Source organism: Streptomyces sp. NPDC049040, from assembly GCF_043197715.1.
Taxonomy (GTDB): Bacteria; Actinomycetota; Actinomycetes; order Streptomycetales; family Streptomycetaceae; genus Actinacidiphila.
Genome location: NZ_JBICTO010000001.1, coordinates 172,499 through 196,224, shown reverse-complemented (window position 1 = coordinate 196,224; position 23,726 = coordinate 172,499). Strand labels below are relative to the sequence as shown.

21 protein-coding genes are annotated in these 23,726 nt (G+C 66.2%); 11 read left to right on the top strand and 10 right to left on the bottom strand.

The genetic code is table 11. The annotated features are described in order from the left end of the window. Positions 1-232: 232 nt before the first annotated feature. Positions 233-421, top strand: a complete 189-nt coding sequence (locus tag ACGFMP_RS00880) for a DUF6000 family protein (RefSeq protein WP_393669456.1) — start codon at positions 233-235, stop codon at positions 419-421. Positions 422-558: 137 nt separating this feature from the next. Here ACGFMP_RS00880 and ACGFMP_RS00875 read toward each other — a convergent pair whose 3' ends face one another. Both ACGFMP_RS00875 and ACGFMP_RS00870 read right to left on the bottom strand, forming a co-directional pair. Next, complete coding sequence (locus ACGFMP_RS00875; RefSeq protein WP_393669455.1) at positions 559-774, bottom strand: hypothetical protein; 216 nt, start codon at positions 772-774, stop codon at positions 559-561. 207 nt (positions 775-981) lie between these two features. Beyond that, positions 982-1,356, bottom strand: coding sequence for a MerR family transcriptional regulator (locus ACGFMP_RS00870; protein ID WP_393669454.1), 375 nt, complete (start codon positions 1,354-1,356; stop codon positions 982-984). Positions 1,357-1,420: 64 nt separating this feature from the next. Between ACGFMP_RS00870 and ACGFMP_RS00865 the strand changes: the two genes are divergently transcribed. After that, complete coding sequence (locus ACGFMP_RS00865) at positions 1,421-1,768, top strand: putative quinol monooxygenase (protein ID WP_393669453.1); 348 nt, start codon at positions 1,421-1,423, stop codon at positions 1,766-1,768. 1,069 nt (positions 1,769-2,837) lie between these two features. On the opposite strand, the gene ACGFMP_RS00860 is transcribed toward ACGFMP_RS00865, so the two are convergent. After that, on the bottom strand, positions 2,838-3,404 hold the full coding sequence (locus ACGFMP_RS00860) for a hypothetical protein (protein ID WP_393669452.1): 567 nt from the start codon (positions 3,402-3,404) through the stop codon (positions 2,838-2,840). Positions 3,405-3,690: 286 nt separating this feature from the next. Continuing rightward, positions 3,691-4,347 (bottom strand): 1,4-alpha-glucan branching protein, encoded by a 657-nt coding sequence (locus tag ACGFMP_RS00855; RefSeq protein WP_393669451.1) that lies wholly within the window; start codon positions 4,345-4,347, stop codon positions 3,691-3,693. 267 nt (positions 4,348-4,614) lie between these two features. On the opposite strand from ACGFMP_RS00855, the gene ACGFMP_RS00850 reads away from it, so the two are divergent. The 3 genes from ACGFMP_RS00850 to ACGFMP_RS00840 all read left to right on the top strand — a co-directional run bounded on the left by ACGFMP_RS00850 (position 4,615) and on the right by ACGFMP_RS00840 (position 6,808). Further along, positions 4,615-5,121, top strand: coding sequence for a DUF2716 domain-containing protein (locus ACGFMP_RS00850; RefSeq protein WP_393669450.1), 507 nt, complete (start codon positions 4,615-4,617; stop codon positions 5,119-5,121). A gap of 129 nt (positions 5,122-5,250) precedes the next feature. Then, positions 5,251-5,736: a hypothetical protein gene (locus tag ACGFMP_RS00845; protein WP_393669449.1), complete on the top strand. Its 486-nt coding sequence runs from the start codon at positions 5,251-5,253 to the stop codon at positions 5,734-5,736. Between the two features lie 559 nt (positions 5,737-6,295). After that, positions 6,296-6,808: a protein phosphatase gene (locus ACGFMP_RS00840; RefSeq protein WP_393669448.1), complete on the top strand. Its 513-nt coding sequence runs from the start codon at positions 6,296-6,298 to the stop codon at positions 6,806-6,808. 237 nt (positions 6,809-7,045) lie between these two features. On the opposite strand, the gene ACGFMP_RS00835 is transcribed toward ACGFMP_RS00840, so the two are convergent. Both ACGFMP_RS00835 and ACGFMP_RS00830 read right to left on the bottom strand, forming a co-directional pair. Next, positions 7,046-8,818 carry a hypothetical protein gene (locus ACGFMP_RS00835; RefSeq protein WP_393669447.1) on the bottom strand — a complete coding sequence of 591 codons (1,773 nt, stop codon included), beginning with the start codon at positions 8,816-8,818 and terminating at the stop codon, positions 7,046-7,048. Positions 8,819-8,931: 113 nt separating this feature from the next. Continuing rightward, positions 8,932-9,414, bottom strand: a complete 483-nt coding sequence (locus tag ACGFMP_RS00830) for a hypothetical protein (RefSeq protein WP_393669446.1) — start codon at positions 9,412-9,414, stop codon at positions 8,932-8,934. A gap of 193 nt (positions 9,415-9,607) precedes the next feature. Between ACGFMP_RS00830 and ACGFMP_RS00825 the strand changes: the two genes are divergently transcribed. Continuing rightward, positions 9,608-12,883 (top strand): type ISP restriction/modification enzyme, encoded by a 3,276-nt coding sequence (locus ACGFMP_RS00825; protein WP_393669445.1) that lies wholly within the window; start codon positions 9,608-9,610, stop codon positions 12,881-12,883. 13 nt (positions 12,884-12,896) lie between these two features. Here the strand turns inward: ACGFMP_RS00825 and ACGFMP_RS00820 are convergent, their stop codons facing one another. Both ACGFMP_RS00820 and ACGFMP_RS00815 read right to left on the bottom strand, forming a co-directional pair. Next, positions 12,897-13,124, bottom strand: a complete 228-nt coding sequence (locus ACGFMP_RS00820; protein ID WP_393669444.1) for a hypothetical protein — start codon at positions 13,122-13,124, stop codon at positions 12,897-12,899. Between the two features lie 491 nt (positions 13,125-13,615). Continuing rightward, complete coding sequence (locus ACGFMP_RS00815; RefSeq protein WP_393669443.1) at positions 13,616-14,473, bottom strand: hypothetical protein; 858 nt, start codon at positions 14,471-14,473, stop codon at positions 13,616-13,618. Between the two features lie 588 nt (positions 14,474-15,061). Between ACGFMP_RS00815 and ACGFMP_RS00810 the strand changes: the two genes are divergently transcribed. After that, entirely contained in the window at positions 15,062-18,070 is a 3,009-nt protein-coding gene (locus ACGFMP_RS00810; RefSeq protein ID WP_393669442.1) for a CHAT domain-containing protein, read from the top strand. A 622-nt stretch (positions 18,071-18,692) separates the two neighbouring features. Here ACGFMP_RS00810 and ACGFMP_RS00805 read toward each other — a convergent pair. Together ACGFMP_RS00805 and ACGFMP_RS00800 are read right to left on the bottom strand one after the other, a co-directional pair. Beyond that, a complete protein-coding gene (locus tag ACGFMP_RS00805; protein ID WP_393669441.1) occupies positions 18,693-19,214 on the bottom strand; it encodes a hypothetical protein in 522 nt (173 codons plus the stop codon). 435 nt (positions 19,215-19,649) lie between these two features. Continuing rightward, positions 19,650-19,790, bottom strand: coding sequence for a hypothetical protein (locus ACGFMP_RS00800; protein ID WP_393669440.1), 141 nt, complete (start codon positions 19,788-19,790; stop codon positions 19,650-19,652). A gap of 188 nt (positions 19,791-19,978) precedes the next feature. Between ACGFMP_RS00800 and ACGFMP_RS00795 the strand changes: the two genes are divergently transcribed. The 4 genes from ACGFMP_RS00795 to ACGFMP_RS00780 all read left to right on the top strand — a co-directional run bounded on the left by ACGFMP_RS00795 (position 19,979) and on the right by ACGFMP_RS00780 (position 23,719). Continuing rightward, entirely contained in the window at positions 19,979-21,259 is a 1,281-nt protein-coding gene (locus ACGFMP_RS00795; RefSeq protein WP_393669439.1) for an N-6 DNA methylase, read from the top strand. After that, complete coding sequence (locus tag ACGFMP_RS00790; RefSeq protein ID WP_393669438.1) at positions 21,250-22,599, top strand: hypothetical protein; 1,350 nt, start codon at positions 21,250-21,252, stop codon at positions 22,597-22,599. The genes ACGFMP_RS00795 and ACGFMP_RS00790 overlap by 10 nt, the downstream gene beginning before the upstream one ends. Positions 22,600-22,715: 116 nt before the next feature. Beyond that, the gene (locus ACGFMP_RS00785) at positions 22,716-23,345 is read left to right on the top strand and encodes a hypothetical protein (RefSeq protein WP_393669437.1); all 630 of its coding nucleotides are present in this window, start codon (positions 22,716-22,718) and stop codon (positions 23,343-23,345) included. After that, complete coding sequence (locus ACGFMP_RS00780) at positions 23,342-23,719, top strand: hypothetical protein (protein WP_393669436.1); 378 nt, start codon at positions 23,342-23,344, stop codon at positions 23,717-23,719. Before ACGFMP_RS00785 ends, ACGFMP_RS00780 begins: the two co-directional genes overlap by 4 nt. The last annotated feature ends 7 nt before the right edge of the window (positions 23,720-23,726 follow it).

Below are 23,726 nucleotides of genomic sequence, written 5' to 3'. Positions count from 1 at the left end.
CTACACCTTGTCGCACCCGGTCCACAGATGAGTTGAGCCAGAGCCCGAGAACCGGCAGCAATTGTCCACGGGATTCGGCTCTCGCTTAACTTCTGGGGAGCACTAACGCTCCGTGTTGTCGAAAATCCCGCTTCACCCCCCCTTTCCCGGGTGACGCCACCCGTCCCGGGGCCGCCGCAGACGTATTCCGCCCCACGCCCTCAGCTGCGTGCCCGTCGCGAGAGGATGGGGCGTGATCCGCCACGACCCCGAGATGCAGGCTCTGTTCCGCCGCTATTGCCTCCCCGCGCGTCGTTACCTGAGGCTCGGCGGAGCGGTACTTCACATGCCGTGCGAGGAGTACGAGCCGTTCGTGCATGCTCTGGCCGCTGACGCGAAGGCTGTTATCGGCGCCAAGCCACTCACGGAGTCGGTGGCCTGAAGCCTGCCCGGAGCCGGAAGAGCCGGAAGAGCCGGAAGGTCGGCGGGTGTCAGGATCAGGGGGAGATCCGACGGGAGTCAGCCCCGGCGCTGGCGCCGAGACGTGGCCTTTACCGCCATCCGGTCCGGGCGTCGTTCTCAGCGCTCGTCTTCCGGGGTGATGTGGATGCGCCAGGCGCCGATGGCCGCTCCGAGGATCACACCGACGCCCAGGGCAATGCCCAGCAGGATGTCGCTACGCGTGAGTGCCGCCGTGAGCAGAGAGGTCACCAGGGCGGCGACGAATGCGTACATGAAGACGATGAAGCCCGCGGCAATGCGGCGGTCGCGTAGCGGCGGGATGCCACCGTTCATGTGTCCTGCCCCCGTGGTGGTGTCCGCCCTCTGCGCCGAACTGGTGCAGGGCCGCGGTCGGCGCGAGGCGCCTGAGCGCCGCGCTTCGTGTCGTCCTGTTGGCTGCCGTCTTCCCTTCGCCTTCCCGTCGCCTTCCCCGGCGGGAGGCCGCAAACAGCTGGGACGCGGGTGGCTGCGTCCGGGGGGCTGCTTGGGAGGCCGGCCGGTTCAGGCGGGTGAGGGTGCGGTGGGCCGGGATGCCCGGGCTGAGGCGTCGAGTAGGTCGCCGAGGGACGCGCGGGCGTGCTGCAGGTCGGTGATGCGGGTGTCGAGGTCGTGCAGTTGGGTGCGCAGGTGGTCCTGGACGCAGGCGTCGAGGGTGGGGCCGTCGCCGATGAAGCAGGGCATGAGGTCCCGGATGACGCGGGTGGGGAGGCCCGCGGCCAGGAGAGTGCGGATCTGCGTGACGGTGGTCGGCGCGTCTGCGGTGTAGTGGCGGTGCCCGCCGCTGGTGCGGTGCGAGGTGAGCAGGCCCTGGTCCTCGTAGTAACGCAGCAGGCGGACGCTCACGCCTGTCTCCCGGGCCAGATCGCCGATCTTCATGTGACCCACCTCACGGGCGCCGATCTTGAACCTCACACTGATGTCAGATCCTAGCGTGGGCTGCATGACAACAGCCCAAGCACCCATCTCCCTCTACGGATTCCTGCGCCCGAAGCCGGAACGCGCCCGCGAAGTGCGCGACCTCCTCGCCTCTCTCGTGGAGCCCACCCGGCAGGAGGAAGGCAACCTGGAGTACCACCTGCACGCCCACGACGACGGCCGGCTCTTCCTGTACGAGGTCTGGCGATCCCAGGAGGATCTGGACCGGCACAACGCGACCCCGCCCCTGCGCGCCTTCCTGGACAACCTGCTGGACTTCCTCGAAGAGGCCCCCGAGGGCTACTTCGACACGATGGTCAGCCCGTACCCATGGCCGGAAGCGAGTTCGGCGAAGCCGGCCCGGTTGCGGTGACGGTCGAGCGGCGTCGCCCCTCCGCTCCCAGCGGTCGGACTCGACCCGGCGGTGGGAGCGGACGGTACACCCTTTTTCCGGAAGGGCCTCCGACGCCGATTCCCCGCGGTGCCCTGGACTCCTGTGCACCGTCACCGTCCGGCAGGTCAATCCGTGGTGAAGGGCGCGTATCCCGTCGGGACCTCGCTGACCTGTAGGTCTGAGAAGACCAGTGTGAGGCTGTGTGCGCTGGTCTCAAGGCGCACCTCGTGGAAGTCGATCCCACGGCCTGCGCCCAACGACGGGTCGTCTCCGACGCGGGAAGGATCGTGGCCCCCGGGTAGAGGCAGTGCCACTTCACGCCCCAGACGTATCCGTCGAGGTCGACGGCTGTCGCGTGGTCGATGAGGCGTTCGTCCAGTGAGCTGCGCCAGGTGTCGGGTCGTACCGTGGTCTCACACCGGGCCTCGACGCAGTACCTGAAGAGGTATCGCAGATGGGCCGGCTCGATGCCGGTGCGGGGATCTGCTGTCGCGTAGACGATGACCTCGTAGTCGCGCATGTAGCTGGTGTAGCCGTGATGCACGACGGCGGTGTCGAACGCGTCGTCCAGCAGCTGTTCGAGGAGTGCGGCATCCATGTCGCTGTTCTACTGGACGTGATTCTCGGGGCGCGTCCGGGATTTCGTGCCACCGTCCCGCGATGACCGCCCGACCAAGGTGGAGTCGCATGCGCATCTGCTCCGGCACGGCCGTCACGACGAGGTACGACAGCGCCTCCGTCGTCCACAGCCTGTGCACGCACCGCCGAGAGGAGAGGGCTCATGCGCGCGCCGGTCACCTCGCGACCGGCCGACTGCGGCCCAGTGGCTTCGCCTCCTGGGGCTCCTATCCGGCGACCACCGGCTCCTGCCCGACCCGAGCCCCCTACGACGCCTTCTGGCTTGATCAGCTTTGACGGACATTCGAGATCAGGGGCTCTGCCCCGGGCAGGACGTCCATCAGGGAGGGCATGGGGAGGAAGCCACGCCAGACGTTCGGCTGGGCCAGCTTCTACCTCCTACGCAAGCGAGTCCTGCCGGCGTGACGACCTATACCGGCTCTTCGTACACGTCGATCTCGCAGTGCCCACGGGAGAACAGGGGTTCGAGATGCCCCTCCATCGCGGCGAACCACTCATCGAGGTCGCCATCGGCCCCGTGGAAGAACCAGGAGTTGACGCTCCCCAGGGCATCCAGGGTTGGTTCGCACTCGTAGCGAAGTTCGCAGTGAACCTGTACGAAGTGCTCGTGCTCACCCTCGTTGTCACTGATGTCGAACTGTCGCACGAGGTCCAAAGTGAACTTGGGTCGCCCGCTGAAGGCGTACGTGCCGTACTGGAAGAGCAAGCCGTCTGAGTCAGGGGTGGGCGCGGCGGCAAAGCGCTGTCGCGCGAATCGCGTGAAGGCTCGCCACGCCGCCCGAGTGGTCAACTCGGTCTTGGTCGATCGCCCGACCTCCAACTCGGCACGCAGGACATCGAGGGCTTTCTCTACCCGCGGTCTATCGTGCATGCCAGCTCTCCCCGGTTCGTGAATCAGCACCCTGACCTCGTAGGCCGGATCAATCCAGCCCTGACCAGTGAGGCAACCGCCTTCCGGCTCGCAAAGCTCAGTCACTGCTGCACGGAACCCTGAGCCAGAACCGCTTCTCGTGAACAAAGCCAGCTGGATGAACCACCCCCTCCGGCTCGGAGACTGCGCGCAGTCGGCGGTGCTGGGCGGGGCGTCAGGTGGGCCTGCTGGTGGAGCGCCAGAGGGGGATGTACGTGAGGGAGCCGACCGTCGTCAGCTCGCGATTGCCCACGGCCTGTGGAGGAGGGTGAGGAGGTCGTGGCCGGGCTGGGGCTTCTTGTGGGAGCGCCGGGCAGCCACTCGTCTTCGAACCGCTGAGTCGTGACCCGGATCAGGCGTCGAGCAACGTCATCAGGATGGCCCGCGGGCGGGTGCCGTCCGGTCCCTGCCAGCCGGTTGCGACATGGCCGAGGGCTCCCTGGCGGGGCAGCGGCGGACGCCCGTCGACGGGGTCGAGAACGCGGTGGATGTGCAGGATCGTGCCGCCGGGTGTGGGAAGGCGGGTCCCGTCCTGGTCGTCGGTGGGGTCGGGCGTGAAGCCGTCCAGGCCGAACGGGGCGCCGGCGTATGAGCGGGTCACTTCGTGGTCGCGGGTGTCGGTGATGCTCTGCGCCATCGCTGGTGCGGTGCCCTCGATGAGGGCCAGCAACTCCGTGACGAGCACGGGGTCGTGGCATCCGTCGTACGCCCAGCGCTGGCCCAGGACGCCGTGCTGCATCGTCCCGACGAGGGCCTGTTCGGCGCCCTCCAACGGTGCGGCGCGGTAGGTGAGCGGTACGAGATAGGCCGTCCGCTCGGGGCCGCTCGTGTCGGTGGCCACCATGAACTCGATGCCGACCTCGCCCTCCGGGTCGTCCAGCCGGAAGCCACCCGACTTCTCGAGCACGGGGGTGCCTGGTCCGCCTCGGTACCAGGGGCGGGTGGGCAGCCAGCCGGCGAGCAGTTCGACCTTGCTCGGGGTGAGGGTGGTGTGGTGGATCAGGGCCATGCCGGTGGTCGCCCCTCTGTCGCGGATCTGGTTCCGCTCAGCCTTCCACAACGGTGCTCCCAGCCATGGCCGCCGGTGCTGTGAGGTTGTGCCAGGGCGGGGGAGGCACGCACCGCCGGATCCCGGTGCGCATCGGTGACTTCGGGCTCGGGGCATCGGCATCTCTGTGCCTTCCCGGACCGTGTGTTCGCCGCGGGGTGATCGATACGCTCTTCCTCGTGACGAGCGCGCCCATGATCCAACTGGAGGGGAGCGAGTACTCGCCGTGTGTGGGAGCGCTTCTCCGCGGAGTTCGGGTTTCGTCCCAGTACGAACCCCGCGCAGTGGCCGGCAATCAAGGAACCGGATGTCTCGGTCACTTGGAGCCTGGCGTGGTTGGATGACGACCGGGACCACGAAGGGCTCGACAGGTTGGTCGAGGTGGTCGAGGTGGTCGAGGTGGTCGAGGTGGTCGAGGTGGTCGAGCAAGGTCTGACGGTTTGCACTCCCTTGCCCGGCACGTTGTTCGCGCTCGACTGGCAGCACGCGTCGTTCCGGTTCACTCCGCACCTGGTCGGAGGCACCGGGCGGGAAAAGTGGCCGCTGAGCCCGTACCCCGATGGCGACTACCACATATTTCTCTCCGAAGACTTGTCCACGGGCAGCTTCGGTCACCCCTGGGAGCACACCCTGTGTCTCTTCGGGCAGGAACTCCTCGACGTTGTCGAGACGCCGGTCGGCGAAGTTCTCGGTACGCCGATACGCAGATCCGGCCGGCGCGTCCGTGGTGCGTAGACGTACGCACGGGTGACCGCGGCGATCAGTCGGACCGTCGTGGCGAGCTGGCCCAGGCCGGGGCCCCTACCCCTCTGGCCAGGGGAAATGGGGGTGCGGTGGGTCGGTGCGCCGGTGGAGCATGGCGGGGTGGCCGACCTGCTGTGGAACGACGTGAAGCACTTCTTCGACCCGGACTTGATGGGGTCATTGCCGGACGTTCGTGTCCCGGATGCGTCTGTGGAGGACTGGCAGGCGGTCCTCGATCTCGTCGCGGAGAAGGGCTGGGAGTGCCGGTACTCCGAGGGCGACGCGGTGCTTCCGGTCCCCCGGGCGGAAACCGTGCTGTCCCGCTCGGCGGACGCCGAATGCCCGAACCTGCGGGTCTGGCCTACGGCCGAAGTGCTGGCGATCTTCCGCTTCTACGCCGCCGGTGAGATCGACTTCGACGTCGACCTGCGGGATTTGCAAGGCCCGGGGCGACTGGACGTGTTCTGCGGCTTCGTCGGAGACATCGGTCGGCACTTGGGCAAGCCGGTCTTGATGGACCCGGAGGGCGACCCCGGCCATCCGGTGCTCGGCTTCGATGTCGAGGCCCAGCGAGTCGTTGTCTTCGCGGAGCCACCGGACCGGTGACAGCGGCCGTCGACCGGATCGACCGCCGAGAGCCGCACTCCGTAATCGTCCTGTACGTCGTCGGCGGTGTACTGGCGGTGCCCGCACGCTGGTGCGGTGCGAGGTGAGCAGGCCCTGGTCCTCGTAGTAACGCAGCAGGCGGACGCTCACACCTGTCTCCCGGGATCGCGTGATCCGAAACCGTAGGCACTCACTTGTCGCCCAGCCCACGCATCAGGGCCACCTACTCAATGAGTAGGTGGCCCTGACCTGCTGCTTTGGAGTCGGGGTCGCGGGATTTGAACCCACGGCCTCTTCGTCCCGAATGCCGTCGAACCCGGTCCGCTGCCTGGGCATTTGGCGTTGCCGCAGGTCAGAAGGTTGGGATGGGTGGGCCTGGGGCGGCCTCGCGGGGGCTCGGGGAGCGGGTCGGCTCCCATATGGCTCCCAGGAATTCCCGGTTTGACGTGCCCCGTTGTCGTCCTTCGGCCCGCAGCGGGAGAGGTGACACCAGCCAGTCGTATGGGCGGGGAACGCACCTACAGCGGGCGCTCGTTCTCCCTCGCGGAGGGGAGCGCCGATGAAGACGCGCCAGAAAGATCGGGACGTCCCTGGGCCCGGTGAGCCGTGGAGCGAGATCCGTCCCGGCCTGTGGATGGGCGGCCACTACTGGACCGACAGAGCCGGCGAGTTGCAGCCAGCGGTCGTGGGGGACGAGTTCGACCTCGTGGTGAGTCTCTTCACCCTCGCCGGTCACGGCCCGTCGGCCACCGTCGAGCACGTGGTCGTCGAACTCCCCGACGGCCCGCTGGTGCCCGACCAGATCCGTGCGGTTCAGCAACTGGCCATTCGCGTCTCCGCCGCGGTTCGGGCGGGGCGTTCCGTCCTCGTACGCTGCCACTCCGGTTACAACCGCTCGGGCCTGGTCGTCGGCCAGGCGCTGGTCGAACTGGGCAGCGACCCGAGCGTTGCCGTGGACTTGATCCGGCGGAAGCGGTCGCCCTGGGCCTTGAACAACGAGGTGTTCGAGCAGTACCTCACGGCGGGCCTCGACGTGGCCTATCTCCTGACCGGGCTCGAACCGCTCCACTGAAATGCGGCTCCTAACAGCGGGTGGCGGCCATGCATCGGCACCGGGCGCTGCGGTTCGAGGCGGACGGCGCTATCACCGTGGTGTAGCCGCCCGCTCGATGGACCGCAGGAAGCCAGCCGCCTCAGCCGGCGAGCCGTCGGCAGGTTGATATCGCGGAACTGGAGCTGGCCCGGCGCATACGCCTTGAACCGAACAAGGGGTGCCACCGCACGTAATCGGCCCAGTTTGGCTTGAGAGTCACCCCGCATCGGCGGCCGTGGCATCAGATCCAGACGGCTCCCCGGACTCCGTATCGCCGCTCTCGCCTTTTGTGCCCGCTTTCAGCGAGGCGAGTTGCGGCCGTTGGAGCTGGGTCCGTTCGTCGTCCGGGATGTTCATCGACTCTGCGAGTACGGCGGCGAGCGCGGCCACATGAGTGCTGTCGATGTCGGAGTCGAAGACCCACCGGATGTTGTCTTCTGCCGTGATGAGGTCGATCACCGAGCGCCCGTTCCCGTCCCGCGCGGCCGGTGCCCGGACGTATCGCACACGGTCGATCGGGATGACCTGACCGATCTCACCCTGTCCGAGGAACGCGTTCGCTTTGGCCGTGATGATGCGGCGGTCCGTAACGGCGACCAGGTTTCTCGCCGCTGCTTTGTCCATCGCCGGCGCTACCTTTTCCTTTGCTCCATCAAGGATCGCACCGATTCGAGCGGGGGCGTCGAGACCGAGGACGCGAAGGGTTTCACCGTCCTCGACGCGCCAGCGCAGGATCCGGAGATACCGCTCGAGATCGAGCGACTTGGGCGCGCAGACGACGCCTGGAGTTCCGAGCGGAGGGGTCGGCGGACGGAGAGCGTCGGCAAGGGGTTGAATCGCCTCCAGAAGTTGGGCACTGGTGAGGCGAGCCTTCTTCGCGTCCTTCCACTTTCCTATCAGTGGCACTGACGCCGGCCCGGGGAGCTCGGCGATGATGTGTAGCTCCCTCGTCAGCGAGTCGACGAGGCTCGTCGTTTGTGCCAGGGCGGAGTTGAGCTCCTCGCCGGTCTCGCGCTCGATGATCTCGACGAGCCGTGCCTCGTCGGCGTCTTCGCGACCAGCGGCTCTCGCCCGCGCAGCGTGAAGCGTCTGGTAGCCGGTCCATGCCTTGAGTGAAGACAGGAGGGCGTGGGCGTCGAAGACGATTGCCCTGGCGTTCGTCTCGAGGTATTCACGTCGGCCGTGCGTGTCGAGCCGACCGAGCTGCCGAACGTGTTCGCCCACGTTCAGTCGGTACGTCTCGCGCTGCTTACGCAGAGCGTCTTCTTTGGCTGCGACTTTTTCCCACTCGGTCGTCGTGACCGATTCGAGCTCGCGAGCGCGACTGACTGCGCGATCGACCGTGTCGACGAGAGCTGTCAGCTCGGCCCACTGCCCGTGGCGCATGGTCGTGAGGACTTCGCTTGTCAGCGCGACGTTGGTCCTGACGAGGCCGGTGACCTCGCCCAGCATCGCCTGAAGCGCGACCATGGCCAGCGCGGGCCCGGCGGCCGCTGCGAACTCGGCCGCGCTCACTCCTGTTACAGGGATCAAGCGGGCTTGATGGACTATCCGGCCATTGGCGATCACTGCGCCGAGATTCGCGCCGTCCTTGGCTGCGAGCGCTCCGCCGGCGCTCAGAAACGCCCTCGTCGTCTCGCTGAGTCTGTAGATCCCTTCAACACCGGCGAACGCTTTTGCGAGGTTGCCGCCTACAGTCGCCGCATTGCCGATCGAGGCGAGAGCTGCGGCCGCGAGTCGTGCGCGGTCGTCGACCGACACGAGGCCAAAGTCCAGTGGATCGAGTTTGAGTTCCGCAGCGAGCTCTGCGGGGATCTCCCCGAAAGCGACAGCAACCCCCGGCCGTACCTCCACCAGGGCCGTCGATGCCGCGGTCGAGTCGCCACCGGAGCGGGACGCAGGGCTGTCCGCAGCAGGTGCGTCGGCGGAATCGCGCCGGCCGTTCTCCTCGGGCTCGGCGGCCTCCATCGAGTCCGAAGAATCCTGCATGCGATGTCCCCCCAGAGGCGTGGAACAGCCCGACGCCGTCGGCGTTCACTGCCGCAGCGTACGGGAGGCCGCCCCGTGGCGAGTGCGGTTTCCCTTACTGGGCCATCGAGTTGTCAGTGCCTGAGGTTGGCGAAGGGCAGAGCATGGTGCAGCGTCTCGAACTCGGCCAACAAGGCGTTCTCCTCACCACGGGGATCAGGTGTCGGCTTCCACGCGACCAGCAAGGCGTCAGAGTCTTGCAGCTGCCAGATGTACCGTCCGCCGTGGTGACTGGTTCCGCCGAGGCCGTGGCGGGCGTACTGCCTGAGCCGACCGCGAATGCCGTGGTTGGCCGGAGTGCCCGCGTCCGCCTTGCCGATGTAGAGGACCTCCGCGCCTTCGACCCACTTGGCCGCAAGCTGCGATGTACTCACCGCGGGATTGTTGCCCTTGCGCCACCCCGCCGTGCTGGTAGTCAGGAAGGTCGGTGCGGCGTCGGAAGCCCTGATCACTATGTAGATCCCGCCGTCGAGGGGGAGCAGCTGGGTCGCCAGAAGGGAGAAGTGTACGAATCCTCGGAATCCGCGCTCCTCAAGGACTCGGCGTGTAAGGGTCACGAGCCGATTATGGCGCTGGCGCGGCGCGGCTATGGCGATCGGGGCGAGTGCGCCCCCACAGTGCTCCGGTGGTCCGACCGCATGTTGACCATCTGTCTTCCCCTGATGACCGTACGTAGATACCATCGGCGCCCTGACTCGATCCTTTGGGGGGAAGATGTCAGGGGGGTTGGATAGCTGGCTACTCGCTGCGGTGTCGGAGTTCGGACGCGCCTGCAAGGTCAAACTGTCGGGCGGCGGTAGCCCGGAAGCCTCCATACGCGCACCTCTTGAGGTGCTGCTCCAGACCGTCGGCGAGCACCATGAGCAGCACGAGGTCTCCTGGCACGACGAGTTCCGCGTCCCTGACTTGGGAGTCCGACCCGACTACGCCATCCGTGCGAGCGGGGAGCTGGCGGGCTACATCGAGCTCAAGAAGCCGGGGTTGTCGGTGGACCCTGACACCTTCGGCAAGAGCAACCGTGCGCAGTGGGAGAAACTGCGGAACCTGCCCAACCTGCTGTACTCCAATGGCACGGAGTGGCGGTTGTTCCGCGACGGGCGGCAGCTCGGCGAGACGGTCTACTTCACCGGATCGCTCAACTCGGCGGGCGAGACGCTGGCTCCGGCGGACCCGGGGGCACTGGATGCGCTGCTGAAGCAGTTCCTAGTGTGGAAGCCCTCAGCCATCAAGCGCGTTGCCCGGCTCGTGCAGCACGTAGCTCCGCTCTGCCGGTTGCTGCGCGCCGCCGTCCTCGAGCAGTTGTCAGTCGAGGCCCGATCGTCCAAGAGGGACGACGATGTCCGCGCCCGGCCGTTCACGGGGCTCAAGAATGACTGGCGGAGGATGCTGTTCCCGTCCGCGGACGACGCGACCTTCGCCGACGGCTACGCCCAGGCAGTCACCTTCGCCCTGCTGCTCGCTCGTTCCGAGGACGTGCTGCAGGACGGAATCGGCCTCCACGACATCGGTCGCCGCTTGGATGCCGACCACGCCCTCATGGGGAAGGCTCTCCAACTCCTCACCGACAACGTCAACGAGCGGTTCACCGTCACGTTGGAGCTGCTGCGTCGAACCATCGCCCAGGTGGACTGGCCGGCCATCCGCGCAGGCAACCGTGACGCCTACCTTCACCTCTACGAGCACTTCCTCACGATCTACGACCCCGCGCTGCGCCAGCGGAGCGGCTCGTACTACACGCCGCACGAGGTCGTTCAAGAGATGGTGCGTCTCACCGAGGACGTACTGCGCACGCGGCTCGGTCAACCCGAAGGGTTCCGCAGTGACGGCGTTCGGATCGTCGATCCCGCCATGGGTACCGGGACCTTTCTCCATACGATCATCGAACGGGTCGCCGAGCAGGCCGCCGAGGGCGCCGGACGTGCGATGTCCGCCGATGCCATCTCGCGCCTCGCCCCGCGGCTGTACGGGTTCGAGATGCAGATGGGGCCGTTCGCCGTCGCGCAGTTGAGGGCCTCCGAGTTGCTCAAGCGCTACGAAGCCCCGCTGCCTGACGGAGGACTCAACCTCTTCGTCACCGACACCCTCGACAACCCGTTCGTCGAGGACGAATACCTGGCCTCCACGTACGACGCCCTGTCCGAGTCCAGACGGCGAGCGAACAACGTCAAGGCCAACGTCCCCGTTACCGTCGTGATCGCCAACCCGCCCTACGACGACAAGGCCGAAGACCGCGGCGGCTGGGTGGAGAAGCGCACCGACCGCGCCGAGGAGCCGTTGCTCGAGGCTTTCCGCTATCCGGGCAACGGGCGTTACGAGCACGTGCTCAAGAACATGTACGTGTACTTCTGGCGCTGGGCCACCTGGAAGGTCTTCGATGCGGACGACGGCGAACGCCACGGCGTGGTCTGCTTCATCATGCCCTCGGGCTGGGCCACGGGTCCTGGCGGCCGCGGCATGCGGGAGTACCTGCGCCGCACCTGTGACGAGGGCTGGATCATCAACCTGTCTCCGGAGGGACACCGCTCCGACGTGGCCACCCGCCCTTTCCCCGGCGTTGCGCAGCCACTGGCGATCTCCATATTCCTCCGCAAGGCGGGAGTCGAACGCCCCAAGGGGCACCGGGCGAGAGTGCACTACCGGGCCCTCGCCGGCCGCCGGGCGGACAAGTTCGTCCAGTTGCACGCGGTGCAGATCGATGACGACGGCTGGCGCGACGCGCACTCCCGGAGCCCACGGCCGTTCACACCCGTCACCCAGTCCGGTTGGGAGGACTTCCCCGCGCTGGACGACATGTTCCCTTGGGGCAGCCCCGGTGCGAAGTCCAACCGCTCATGGGTGAGCGACCCATCTGACGACGTACTTCGCCGGCGGTGGACCACATTGGTTCGAGGTGGTGACCCGGCCCTCAAGGCCAAGCAATTCAAGGAGACGCGAGACAGCGATCTGAACACCAGGAGGGAGCCGTTACCGGGGCAGCCCGCCCATCCCTATTCGTTGGTGCAGGAGACCGATGTCCGCCCGAACCTCATACGCATCTCGCTTCGCAGCTTCGACCGCCAGTGGCTGATCGCTGACAGCCGAGTGCTCGACTACCCGCGACCCGACCTGTGGGCGTCCCTCCAGGCAGGGCAGATTTTCCTCAACCAGCAGTCCTCCCACGAGATCGACTCCGGCCCTGCCATCGTGGGCACGCACCTCATCCCGGACACGCACCACTTCAACGGCCGCGGAGGCCGGATCCTGCCGCTCCTGCACCCGGACGGGTCGCCGAACTTGCCGCCGGGACTGCTCGCCTACCTGGCGCGCGAAACGAACCAGGACCGAGTCACGGCCACCGACCTCGCCGCTTATGTCGTGGCTGTGGCCGGCCACGACGCCTTCACCCAGAGGTTCGCCGAGGAATTGCTGACGCCGGGCGTACGGATGCCCCTGACCCGAGACGGAGCGCTGTGGGCACGTGCAGTCGGGCTCGGCCGGGAGATCCTATGGGCCTCGACCTACGGCGACCAGTGCGCCGACCCTGCCAACGGACGGCTCGTCGGTGACGTGCAGTTCCCCCTGGGGGACGAGCGGCAGGTCCGCTACCTGACGCAGATCGGCAGCCGCATCCCTGATCGACTGGAGTACGACGCAGCGACACGGACGCTCCACCTCGGGGACGGGTCATTCGCTCCCGTTCCCGATGCTGTGTGGGCGTACGGCGTCGGCGGCATGAAGATCGTCAGCAAGTGGTTCGGATACCGGAAGGCCGCGCCGACCAGCAAGCGGACGAGCCCCCTGGACGACATTCACGCGGAGCGCTGGCCGCAGGAATGGACGAGGGAACTCATCGATCTGCTCACGGTACTGCGCCGTCTCACCGATCTCGAAGCGCCCCAGAGCGAGCTGTTGGGGGAGATCCTGGCTGGCCCCGTGATCACGGAGGCGGAGCTGACCACAGCTGAAGTGTGGCCTGTTGCCGCGGCTGACCGGAAGGCGCACCATGCCGCGGTCGACGTCCTCTTCGAGGGGCACGAGGTGCCGTGATCCCCACCGCATTTCACTGGGTCTCGTCCATACCCGCCAGCGCCTCTGGCAGCGAGCAGGAGCCATCAGTCAGCCTTCGCACCGCCCGTGCGAACTGCGGGGCCACCGCCTCGCGCAGGTCGGCCAGGCGGGCAATCTCGGCGAGCCTCTCCTGCGAGGACTCGTATAGCGCCCGGAAGTGGATGGCAGCACCCAGATCGGTGATCGCCAGCGATCCGTCGGCCAGGTCGACCAGCTTCATCCACCGGAGCGTTGGCAAGTCCTCCCGGGCCAGATCCGCATCCAGCCCGTCCAAGGCCAGCGCCCCGACAAAGGCCGGCCGATCGCTTGGGTCCGGAACCGATCCTTCGGCCAGCCGTGCCAGGAGTCTCCACTGCGCTTCCGTGAGATCCAGGTGAGGCAGGGGTGCGGCAGAGTGCATGAAGCCATGCCTAGCACGCCGCACGGACAGCAGCGGCGCCTCCACTCCGTCGCGCGGACCGTTGAAGTCCCAGAATGTGGCGCAATGGGAGGACGAAGGTCGCGCTCCCGGCAGGACTCACTCGAACACCAGGAAGGTCGTCTATCCACGCTCACGCTGTCACCCGGATTCCGACCTCCGCGCACCAGGCGCAGCCATGCAGTTCAGATTCTGAATCGCGGAGGCCGACACGGCCGTGTTGTTCCGAACCTGACGGACGCGGGAGTGGCGGTGCTTCCAGGCGTGACGGGCGAGTCGATGCCGGTGCGCGCTCAGCCGGAGGGTAGGGGGATAATGCTCCCTTTGTCCAGAACGTTTTCCAGTGCGGGACCGTCGGCTCGTGTAAATCTCCCGTGCGGTAGAGGGACGCCGAGTGCGGTGGCGGTGGCGACGATCTTCACGTCTACGAGCGCTTCAACTGCCATTGAGAACTCGGCGGCCGAGCGGCGCGCGGAAAGATGGGCAGTGAGGCCGAGAAAAATTCCGACGAAACCGGCGGGCCACCAGCACACCGACAGGAGTAGATAGCCGACGGACCATGCAGCGCGAACGGTGGCAGCGCGGTACTGATCCCACGCCTGTTGAGCGAGAGACCGCTCTGCCTCGTCGCATAGCTGCCACAGCCGAGGCCAGAGCCGACTCAGCCCAACATCGTATTGGGCCTGGATCCTCTTTTGTACCAGAAGAAAGGAATCGCCGATGCGCGTGGCCGTTGCCGGGAGGTAGATTTCGGGGACCTGATACCGCGTGGGATCGAGTACCGCGGACCGGGCAAGGTCTCGACGATGGGCAAGAGAGCCACGCATGAGTTGAGTGAACCAGCGGTGGCGCCCGAGCCAAAAGCGGCCTATCACACCGCCCAGTTCGTTCGCGACCAGTGCGGACGCCGAGCCGAGGAGGGCGATAGCGCAGATGAGGGCAGCTTCGTGTATGCCATCGCGGAGCCACGCGTCGAGCGGCGAGTCGAGGCGCTGCATGATCGCTTTGGGATCTGCAGCTCGTCGCGGACCGAGCGGGCGCACCCACCAAGCAAGGATCAATGTTGCGGCGAAGGCAAGTCCTGGCAGTGCAAGAAGCGTGGCCCAGCGCTCGGTGAGTTTCCCACCGAGCCCCGACAACACGCCGTCCATCAGCCCTCCGAAGACGGCGACGCCGGGCGCATCGGCTGGTCATCGAGATGGCACCAGGGCTCCGTGGCGTCCTGATTGCGGCCCCGAACCATGCAGACGGAACGGGGGCACTGGTACTGGAGTTCGGCGGGGCCGGGTTCCCACAGTTCATCGAAGGAGAGAGGCGAACCGCCCCGTTCGGCCCCGGCGGGACCGAACGGGAGCAGACGGATGGACTCCACCGCAGACCGTCCCTGGCGAACCGCTCTGACCTCCACCTCCAGCTGCTCGCGCCACCCTTCGCGGTCGGCACGTTGACGCAGCGTGGGGAGCCTTGTGCACAGCCAGCTCTGTGCCGCAGATGGGGTCATCGCGGGAGTGTCGCTTGCAAAGGTGGGAGCCACTCTCGGCTGAGACGTGGGGCTGCTGTGAGAGGAGCGACGAGTCATAGCGGTAGCCTCTCGCACGGCCCGCGCGTCAAGTCTGGTGTAGGCCGTTCCGTTATGGGATGGGCCAGGTGTCGTCCGCGGGCTGCTCCACGCTGTAGTCGGGCCACGGAGTGCAGGCGGTTGGAACCTGCCGCTCGCAGTTGTGACCACCAGCGTAAGGATGGACGCCAAGGACATGAGTGGTGAGGGGAAGCACATGGTGGGGGGCGCAGAGGCGTCCCTGGATGCCCTGAGGTCCCAGTGGTGGCAGGATCTGTCCGCCGCCGTACTTCGGCGATTCCTGTCTTCACAGCGCAATGCCGAGATCCACGCCTGGGCTAATTCATCTGGGTCTGTGTCGAAGGCTCTCATTGTCTTGCAAATCGCCATGGGGGAGATCGGAGTCAAATCTCTTCAGCAGATTCGTAAGAATCTAGTTGACGCGCAGCACCCCGAACTCCCCTCGTCTGACGGGGTTGAGGCGCTGATCAATTCCGTTCTGGAAACACTGCGCAGGTCTCCCTCTACCGACGTACTCGCGGTCGATCTTATGGCGACTCGCCAAGGACTCATTGCGTGGTGGTGTGCGGCGCGCACCAGCGTTATCGGGGCAGCTGAGACTGGCGTCGAGGTCCGGACCCGCTGGTCCATCGGCGACGATCCCGACGTACTCAGGGATTTGACCAGCCACTCGCCCCGGGTCTTCGGAGAGTATCTCAGGAATGGTGTTGGACCCAGTGTCGGCGTATCGTTGTTTCAGCAGTTGAGTGAATATCATAGCAAGCAGATTAACCAGGCTGCGGAAGAGGAATTTTCGGAGAGTTCCGTACGTCTACCGGAAGGGGCGCGGAGCCCGCAACACCTTAAGGATTTCCTCGTAGATCTCACCGCGTTGCGATTTGTCGCGTATACCGTCGAGAGGCAGCGTGATGCCCTGCTGAAAACATTCGGTTTCCAAGCTCTGGCATCACTTGAGAGCGAGCTTCTCCGAAGGAAATTGGTTCTGGCTGAGGTGATTGATAGGCTAACCGATCTTGAGGTTTCGCTACTGGAAAGCCATCCTGACGACACCCCTTTCCAAGATGCCTGCCTGGAACGGTATTTTTGCAACCACACCTATGAGACTGCCGCACCGGGATCAGTGCCAGACGTGGGCGCACGAGGAAGTGGTGACCCTATCCCCAGTATTGCGCTGGCCGGTATGGTGTCAGCCCCGGAGTGGATGACTCGGAGAATCATCTCTGAGGGCTACTGGTCCTTCCATACGCGATTGGGGGCACTTCCATGGTGGTACGCAACGGTTGAGGATCAACACGGGGTGGAGGCTGTCCGCCGAATCCACGAGGGCGCCGAATACGCCCTCGGGATATCTAAGAACGCTGAGGATGTCTGTGAGGTCCAACTACTTCTTCCCCGCGACTCATCCGGACTCCCCAGAATCTCCGTGTCGTATTACTACGATCTTCGCTACATCGAAGGCGCTTGTGAACTGCTGCTTTTGGCCAGAGCAGGCGTGGTCAGAGTTGATTTTCTGCGAGCGGCGGCCGGCGACGTTACCCCGCGGATTATGACAAGCCTCTCCATTCGTGTTGCAGGCGACATTGTGGAAGCCAGTGCAAAACGTGCCACAAAGGCGTTGCGCGCTCTGACCGGAGGTGACCCGTCGGCAGTACTGCCGGGTCTTTGGCCAGTCGACGACGACGAGCAGGGCGCCATCGCTTTCATTGCTGCCGAGCACGCGAAGGGCGAAGATCTCGATGATGCGCTCGGGCACCTCGTAGGTGAACCAGGGAGTAGCCCGTTAGTGCGTGAAGCGTGGAGGGCAGTACAGAAGGCGGAAATCGCTCACGCGCGGGCACGGCGCGACCTCGTGGAGGCGTATCTCTCCCACGGGGAATCGGACACGAGGCTCAAACGCGTCGCACGCGCTGCCGAGGAACGCGTCCGAAACACGCGGGCGGTTCTTCGTGGACACAACCAACCCGAGCGAAGGGCGGCTGCTGAGGATACTTCGAACCCAAGCGCTCTGCTAGCGCCTGTGCTACGAGCGCTCGGAGGTGACGACCGTGCGATGGCGCATCTGATTTTGATCGAGCCGGATCGCCCGCAAGTGGCTTGGGCTCGGACCGATGGTGGATCCACTCGGTCCGGACTCATCCGACTTCCGGACCTGAATATGATGAGCCTGCGACGGGCAATAGAGGAGTGGATTAACCCGGTCGATGGTAAGCCAGCATACGAAGCCAAGCGCGGAGATCAGTTGCGCCGCTGGCTTGTTGCCATTGCGGGACCGCTTCGTGATGTAATGACGTCCGAGGGTGTGCGTCACCTCGTTCTCAGCCCTACGTGGTTGCTAGACCTATTGCCGTTGCATGCAGCGCCAGTTTCTACGGCGCCAGATGCGCCGCTCTTGTTCGACTGCTTTGACAGCGTTACGTATGCGCCCACGGCGCGCGTCTTGGAACGACTTACCAGGCTCCCCGATCCATTGCCCGACGATCACGTTGTCATGGCGGCCTACGGTAACGACCTTCCGGGAATTGATCTAGAAGCTCGGATGATTCGTCATCTCCGCAGAGGCGCCACTCTCTTCCGCGGAGACGCTGCTACACCCACAGCAGTACTGAGTTCGGCTCGTGCTGCTAGCGTCATCCACATCGCCTCGCATTGTGTCAACGAGGCGGATCATTTCGCTTCAGGACTTCTCCTATCACCCGCGGATGGCGGATCCGGACGGTTGACGGTGGCGCATCTATTGGAGGCCGGTGATTTCCGCGGCGTCAGGCTGGCCCTCCTGGCGAGCTGTGGATCGGGTGCCTATCCTCGGACAGAGCTGGCATTTCAGCACTATCGTGCGGTGGATTCTGCGTTTCTCGCGCGAGGCGCCAGAGCCGCCCTCTCTACGCTCTGGCCGGTTTCGGACGTTATGGCGAGCGTTTTTATGACGATGCTGCACGCTGGACTTGCCTCGGGAGAGCACGTGGTCGACGCGCACCGTCGCGCGGTCGACTACCTGCGGTTTGCGAAATGGCGTTCTGAGACTGCCGACCACGTTAATCGCCAAGCTGAAGAAGTGCTGGATGCTGAGCAGCCGTCATGGGCAGAGGATCTTGATATACAGATCGGCCTAGAATCCTTGCCGTCCCCGCGCCATTGGGCCGGGTATCGGCTCACCGGGCTTCTGTGGTGATCACGACTCGCGGTTTACCTGAAGACGGATGAGGAGTCATGAGCGGGCGGGGGGTCAGTGCCTCCACTACGAGATCGTTCGCATCCCGCGATCGCCGTCGTTCTTCTCGGGGCGGACTCGGTTGACCGTAACTCCGAGCTCACGGCGCTTTTCTCGATGGTAGCCCGCTTACCCTCGGCCGTGAGCTCTCTACGGTTCCTGGGCCAGGTCCTCGAATCCGCGAAGGACTGCCGCCACGTCGTCCCGCCATCCGCACAGCTCCGCGGGCGTTGGAGGAAGGACCGAGCAGTGGTAGTGGCACGCCAGGCTGAGGCCGTGCCAGGTAGCGGCGTAGCGTCCCGCCAGGGCGGATCCAGCATGCTGGGCGAGCCATGCGGTCTTGGTGCGGTGCCGCAGCGCAGAAGTGCGGGGCGTTGGGCTTGCAGGCAGGCGTTCAGCCAGTCGTCCAGCACACGCCGCAGGAGAAAAGCGCAGGCGCGCGTGTGGACCGTGCGGGCGCTCGCAGTCGGCCGGCAACCGCGGACGCATCGGCGGAATCGGACGACCTGCTGCCGTCGGCACTGGACCGGTGATGAGGGGGGTGTCGACTGTCGAAAGTCGCGCTGCGGGGGTCACAGCCGCCTCAACCCCTCGCGACCCGCGCGGTCCGGTCGATCCGGGCCAGCGGATCGCTGACGTCGACGGCCGTGTGGGAGTCCCGGTTGCACCAGCTGATGACGTGGGACGTCTCCGCTCCGAGCCGCTGGGTGAGTTCAGCGTGGATCAGGCTGCTGGCACGCCGCTCGCCGAACAGTGCCAGCGAGGCAAGCTGCACGAGCTTCCCGCCCTTGCCGAGGGACTCCTCGATCTTCATTGTCTTCCACGACGGCGTACCCGGGCCGAACACCCGCCGCATGACGACCTCGTGGAGTGCGGCCTCCAGGGCGATACGGCAGAGCCCGGGCAGGACTTCCGCCAGGACCTCGGGCGCGCCGGCGAGGTCCCCGACGACCTCCCGCGCCTCGTCCAGTGCGAGCTGGACCGGGTCGTCGGCGGCCCGCGCGGACACCTGCGAGTGGTCCTGTCGGCTGATCTCCAGGACCGTCGCCGGGATGCGTCGATAGCGCAGGGCATCGGGAGGCCTGGTGTCGTGCGAGAAGACCACGACCTGCCGGGTCTCCGCCCCATCGCTTCAGCAGAGCCGCAGGTCATCTTCATCGCTCACTTTGGACCACCTCGCACACCTGGGTCGGCGCTGTCTGCCGAGCTTAGGCACCACCGCTGGTAGGCGAGGCCATGAGTCGACTGGACCAGGGGCCAAGCGTCAGGCTGCGGTCTACCAATCCCACCAGGTGGCGGGCCAGTACTACATCTCTTGGTTCCGGTGGTGTCCGATCTTGCCCATGAGCAGCTAGACCATCGCTCGTTGATGGGGTTTCAGGTTTCACTTTGCTCCTCAATAACCTCAGGCTGCCTAGACTTGGAGGAAGACGACAAGGCGCCGAATTTCACGAACATGAGGTTGGGGGAAGTGACGGAATCAGTGGCTGAGTCCGGGCTGCGCGAAGCTGGTCCGCCCCGGAGCCGCAAGCGCCGGTGCTCAGGTGGTGATCAGGCTGTCGAGCCAGCCCTGGCCGCGGGCGGAGTCGTCCAGCGCGGAGAGCATGCGGAACGCCGTGTGCGGCCTCGGCCGGGCCAGCCCGCACCACGTGGTGGAGGTCGTCGGAGGCGTACGCGACACCTCGCCGGCGCGACGAGTTCCAGGGACTCACCGATGACGGTCCGAGTGTCTGGGCGCCCGTTGTGCGCAGCCGCGGACTGGAACGAGCCATTGGGTACGTGAGCGCGTGATGGCTCTTGACTGCACTTCTCGTCCTGACTACCCTTCGAAACTCAATGGGCGCGTGAGCGCGTGATGGAGAGATGGTCTTGGACGCGAGAACCTACCTCAGCAGCCTCGGGATCGACGTAACCGACGCCGCGCAGCCGGTCATCGGACGGCTGGCGCTCGCTGGGGAGTTCATGCTTGGCGGTGAGCGCGGTGTGCTGCTTCGCCCCAAGCGCGGTGATGTGTCCGACCGCTATCTCGAGCTCCTCGCGGGCGAGGGCTACGCATTCGTGATCGTCGACGGCGGCAGCTATCCATCGTTCTACGCTCGCGAGCAGGAGGGGCTCGTCCCCGTGAGGGCACTGCCCGTCGCCGAGCGCAGCCACTTTCCGTCGGTAGGAGTCCTTGGCGCCTGGGGGCAGTTGATTCACGCGGCCGCCGGTCACAGTGATGCGACGAAGCTGGGCGTCGCCCAGATGGTCGCTCGCCTGGATGGCGATGAGGTGTTCGGGCCGGACCTCGTACGCCCCACGGGCGGTGTGCCTGTCTCGCGTCTCGGTGGTGACGAGTCGGTCGCAGTAGAACCGCTCCGCACGGCGGCTGCGCTCCTGGCCGGCTTTCGACTCCGCCCGAACGCGCCCGAGGAGTTGGTCCGTCTCGTCGTCGCGCTGTCCTCACTGCTTCCCGACAAGGGCCAGTTCTCCGGGCTGACCGAGAGCGTGGCGCCGTTGGTGCGCGGACATCAGCTCGGCGCCCGTCGTCTCCTGGTCTCAGGCGGAGCCGGGGCGGAGATCGCTGCACTCCTCGGCGCGGAGGGGACGATCTTTCTTCCGGCCGAGCTTCGCCTGCTCGAGCCGCTGCTGGAGCGCATGCTTCCGAGCGTCGAGCGTGTGTTCGCTGACTTCCTGCAGTCGAACCTCGATGGGTCCTACGACGGTGTGATCGTCGTCCCGCCGTTCGGCCTCCAACTGAGCGGAGCCCAGCTGGCCAGGTTTGAGTTGTCGAAGCGCGGGGGCAAGGTGCGCAGCCGCGTGCCTGCAGAGCTGCTGTTCATCGAGCACGCGCTTGCGGCGATGGCCGATGGCGCTCTCCTCGTCACCGTCTTGCCCGAGGGCCTGCTCTCGAGCGCCGGGCATGCGGACTTCCGCGAGTGGCTGCTCGAACACGTGCGTCTGCTGGCGGTCGTCAGCCTGCCTGCCGGAACCTGCCTCCGCGGCACGGGGGTGAAGTGCTCCGTCGTGATACTCCGCAAGCCGGCGTCGGCCGACGACTACCCGATCCTCATGGTCGACGTGGAGGCGCACGACCTCCGCGGCGACATTGGCGCGGCGCGGTCGAAGCTCGACGACTTCCTCGAACGCGAGGTAGCCACATGCGCGTAGCCACGCTCTCCCGCGCCGACCTCGGCAAGCGGCACGTTCGCCTCGACCCGGCCTTTTACCTCGGGCGCGAGTTGGTGCGGTCGACAATGAGTTCGGAGGGCAGTCGACACGTTAGCCTCGAGGATATCGTCGAGTCCATCCACGACGGGGCTCGCCTGCCTTCGGCTGCATCGGGGATCCCGATGCTCCGCCTGAACAACGTGCGGCCCTGCGAGCTGGACTTGAGCGGCATGGCCCATGTCGACGGCACCGTCGCCAAGTGGATCAACGTCCAAGAGAACGACGTCCTGTTCACGCGGGCAGCCCAGCCGTTTCGTGCGGCCGCGGTCCAGTCGGGGATGCCTGCAGAGCTCGCCGTGTCGTCGGAGTTAACCATCATCCGGCCCCGGCCGGCGGTCTTGCCCGAGTACCTGGCCGCCGTGTTCTGCACGCCGACGCTGAACCGGATCCTGCGTGACCTCGCGTACCGCGGTGGCTCGTCGGCGCTGCCGCGCCTGCGCCTCTCGGACATCGCGCGCCTCCCGATCCCGCTGCCCCCGCGCAGCCTGCAGGAGTCGCTCGGGCTGCAGTACCAGCAGGCCGTCGACCTGACCGCGAGCGCCCGTGCCGAGTTCAACGCGGTTGTGACGGCGATCCACACCGAGATAGACCACCGTGTCTCCGGGGTCAAGCCCCCCAGCACCGCCATCGAGGTTCTCCGATCGCAGCTGGCGGACCGGTGGGACGTCCCGTTCAACCGCGGGCGCGTGTTCCGCCATTCTTCGGCAGCATCGTCGGCCATGCGGCCGTTGCTCCAGCTTGCGAAGCCCGCGGGCACGAGCCTTCGTGGCCTCGCCGATGACGAGGAGGTCTTCGCCGTTCAGGCCGACGACGTGAACGAGAGTACTTTCCTTGTCGAGGGCGGCGAGGTTCGGCCCCTGTCCGACCTGTCCTCGCGCATGCGGCAGCGGCTCGAGGTGGGCGATGTCCTACTGTGCACGACCGGCTCGGGCGACCAGGTCGCTTACCTTGACGAGGAGCTCGGCCCCGAGGAGCAGCCGCTCCTCGGGAGCGCCACCTTCACTGCCCTCCGCTTCCACGAGACGCCCCGCGTCTTCGCTGTCGCGCTCGCCCATTCCCTCGTCCGCACGCAGCTGCGGCTGCTCTCCTCCGGGTCCGTGCAGCGATTTGTCAACAAGCGCGACCTCGACGAGTTGCTCGTCCCGGTGCTGGGTCAAGTCTGGCGAGAGGACTTCGAGACCCGGCTCACCCGAGCGATGCAGCGTCGCCGCGAGGCATTGCTGGCGCGGACCGCGCTCATCGAAGCTGCCGACGACTACCTCCAGAAGGCGACGCTGTGAACGCCGTGGCGCCGAGCATGAGCTCTCCTGGGGGCTGGAGTCGCCTTGTGCGGAGTGATGTGCTCACGCGGGCACTCGGGTCGGCGCCTCGCTTTGCCGTCGTGCCGAGGAACAACATGGCGTCACGCGATCGGGTCGTACGACAAGCCATGCAACTGGCCCCGCTGAACCGCATAGTTGAGATGGTCGTGCTCGGCGAGGACGACCCGACGTGGCTCCAGCACAAGATCGAATTCAAGAACCTCCGCAACGTCCACTACTACCTGGCGGCCGCGCGCTGGGCCCGGCTGTTCAAGGAGGGTGGGATCCGGCCGACCAGTCTCGGGCGCCGCGACGTCAGCTTTCGCTTCGAGCCTCGCGTGATCCTCGAAGGGGTTCGTGGCCGCGCGATCTTTGAGGAGATCAGGCGCGTGGCTGGCGACGACGTGCTGACCCCGGACGTCGTCGCTAGCGTCCTGCGGCGTTGGAGCTTCCGTTACAGCAAGGCCACGGTCACGCGACGCGCCCGCGACTTCTGCGCGATCCTCGGCCGCATCATCGACAAGGCCGCGAACCCGAAGGAGCGCAAGCTCGTTGGTCACTCGGCGTGGTTGGAGCCGCAGGACCTGCTGGCCATCAACGGCGTCGCCGCGATCTGGCCGGCCCTGCAGCTCACGCCGGTCAAAGGCATCCGGCGTTCGAAAAGTACTTCGCGGGGCGAGGCGACCGACGCCCAGCTGCGCCTCCCGCTCGAGGAGGAAGCATGATCGGCCCAATCACCTCGAAGATCCGCGACTTCCTGATCGGCCGCGGTCCCGCGACGCCCGAGCGCGTTGTGGAGGCCGTCCCCGAGCTCACGGAGGTGGGAGGTGCCGAGCGGGCCCTCTTGCTGATGAGACTCGATCCGACGCTCGAACGGACAGGTAACGACATGTGGGCGGCGCGGGGAACGGCGATCACCGACGACAGCCGAGTCCGAAACGCCGTCGAGAAGTTCTTCGACGGCCGCCTCGGTGCTCCGCTGGCAAGCGCGGTGCGGGTGGTAGCGAACGAGACCAGCTTGCCAGAGCACCTGGTGCGCGAGCTCCTCACCGAGCAGTTCGTCGTGGCGGGCACCAACATTTTCAACCGGCGACGGTAGCGAGAGG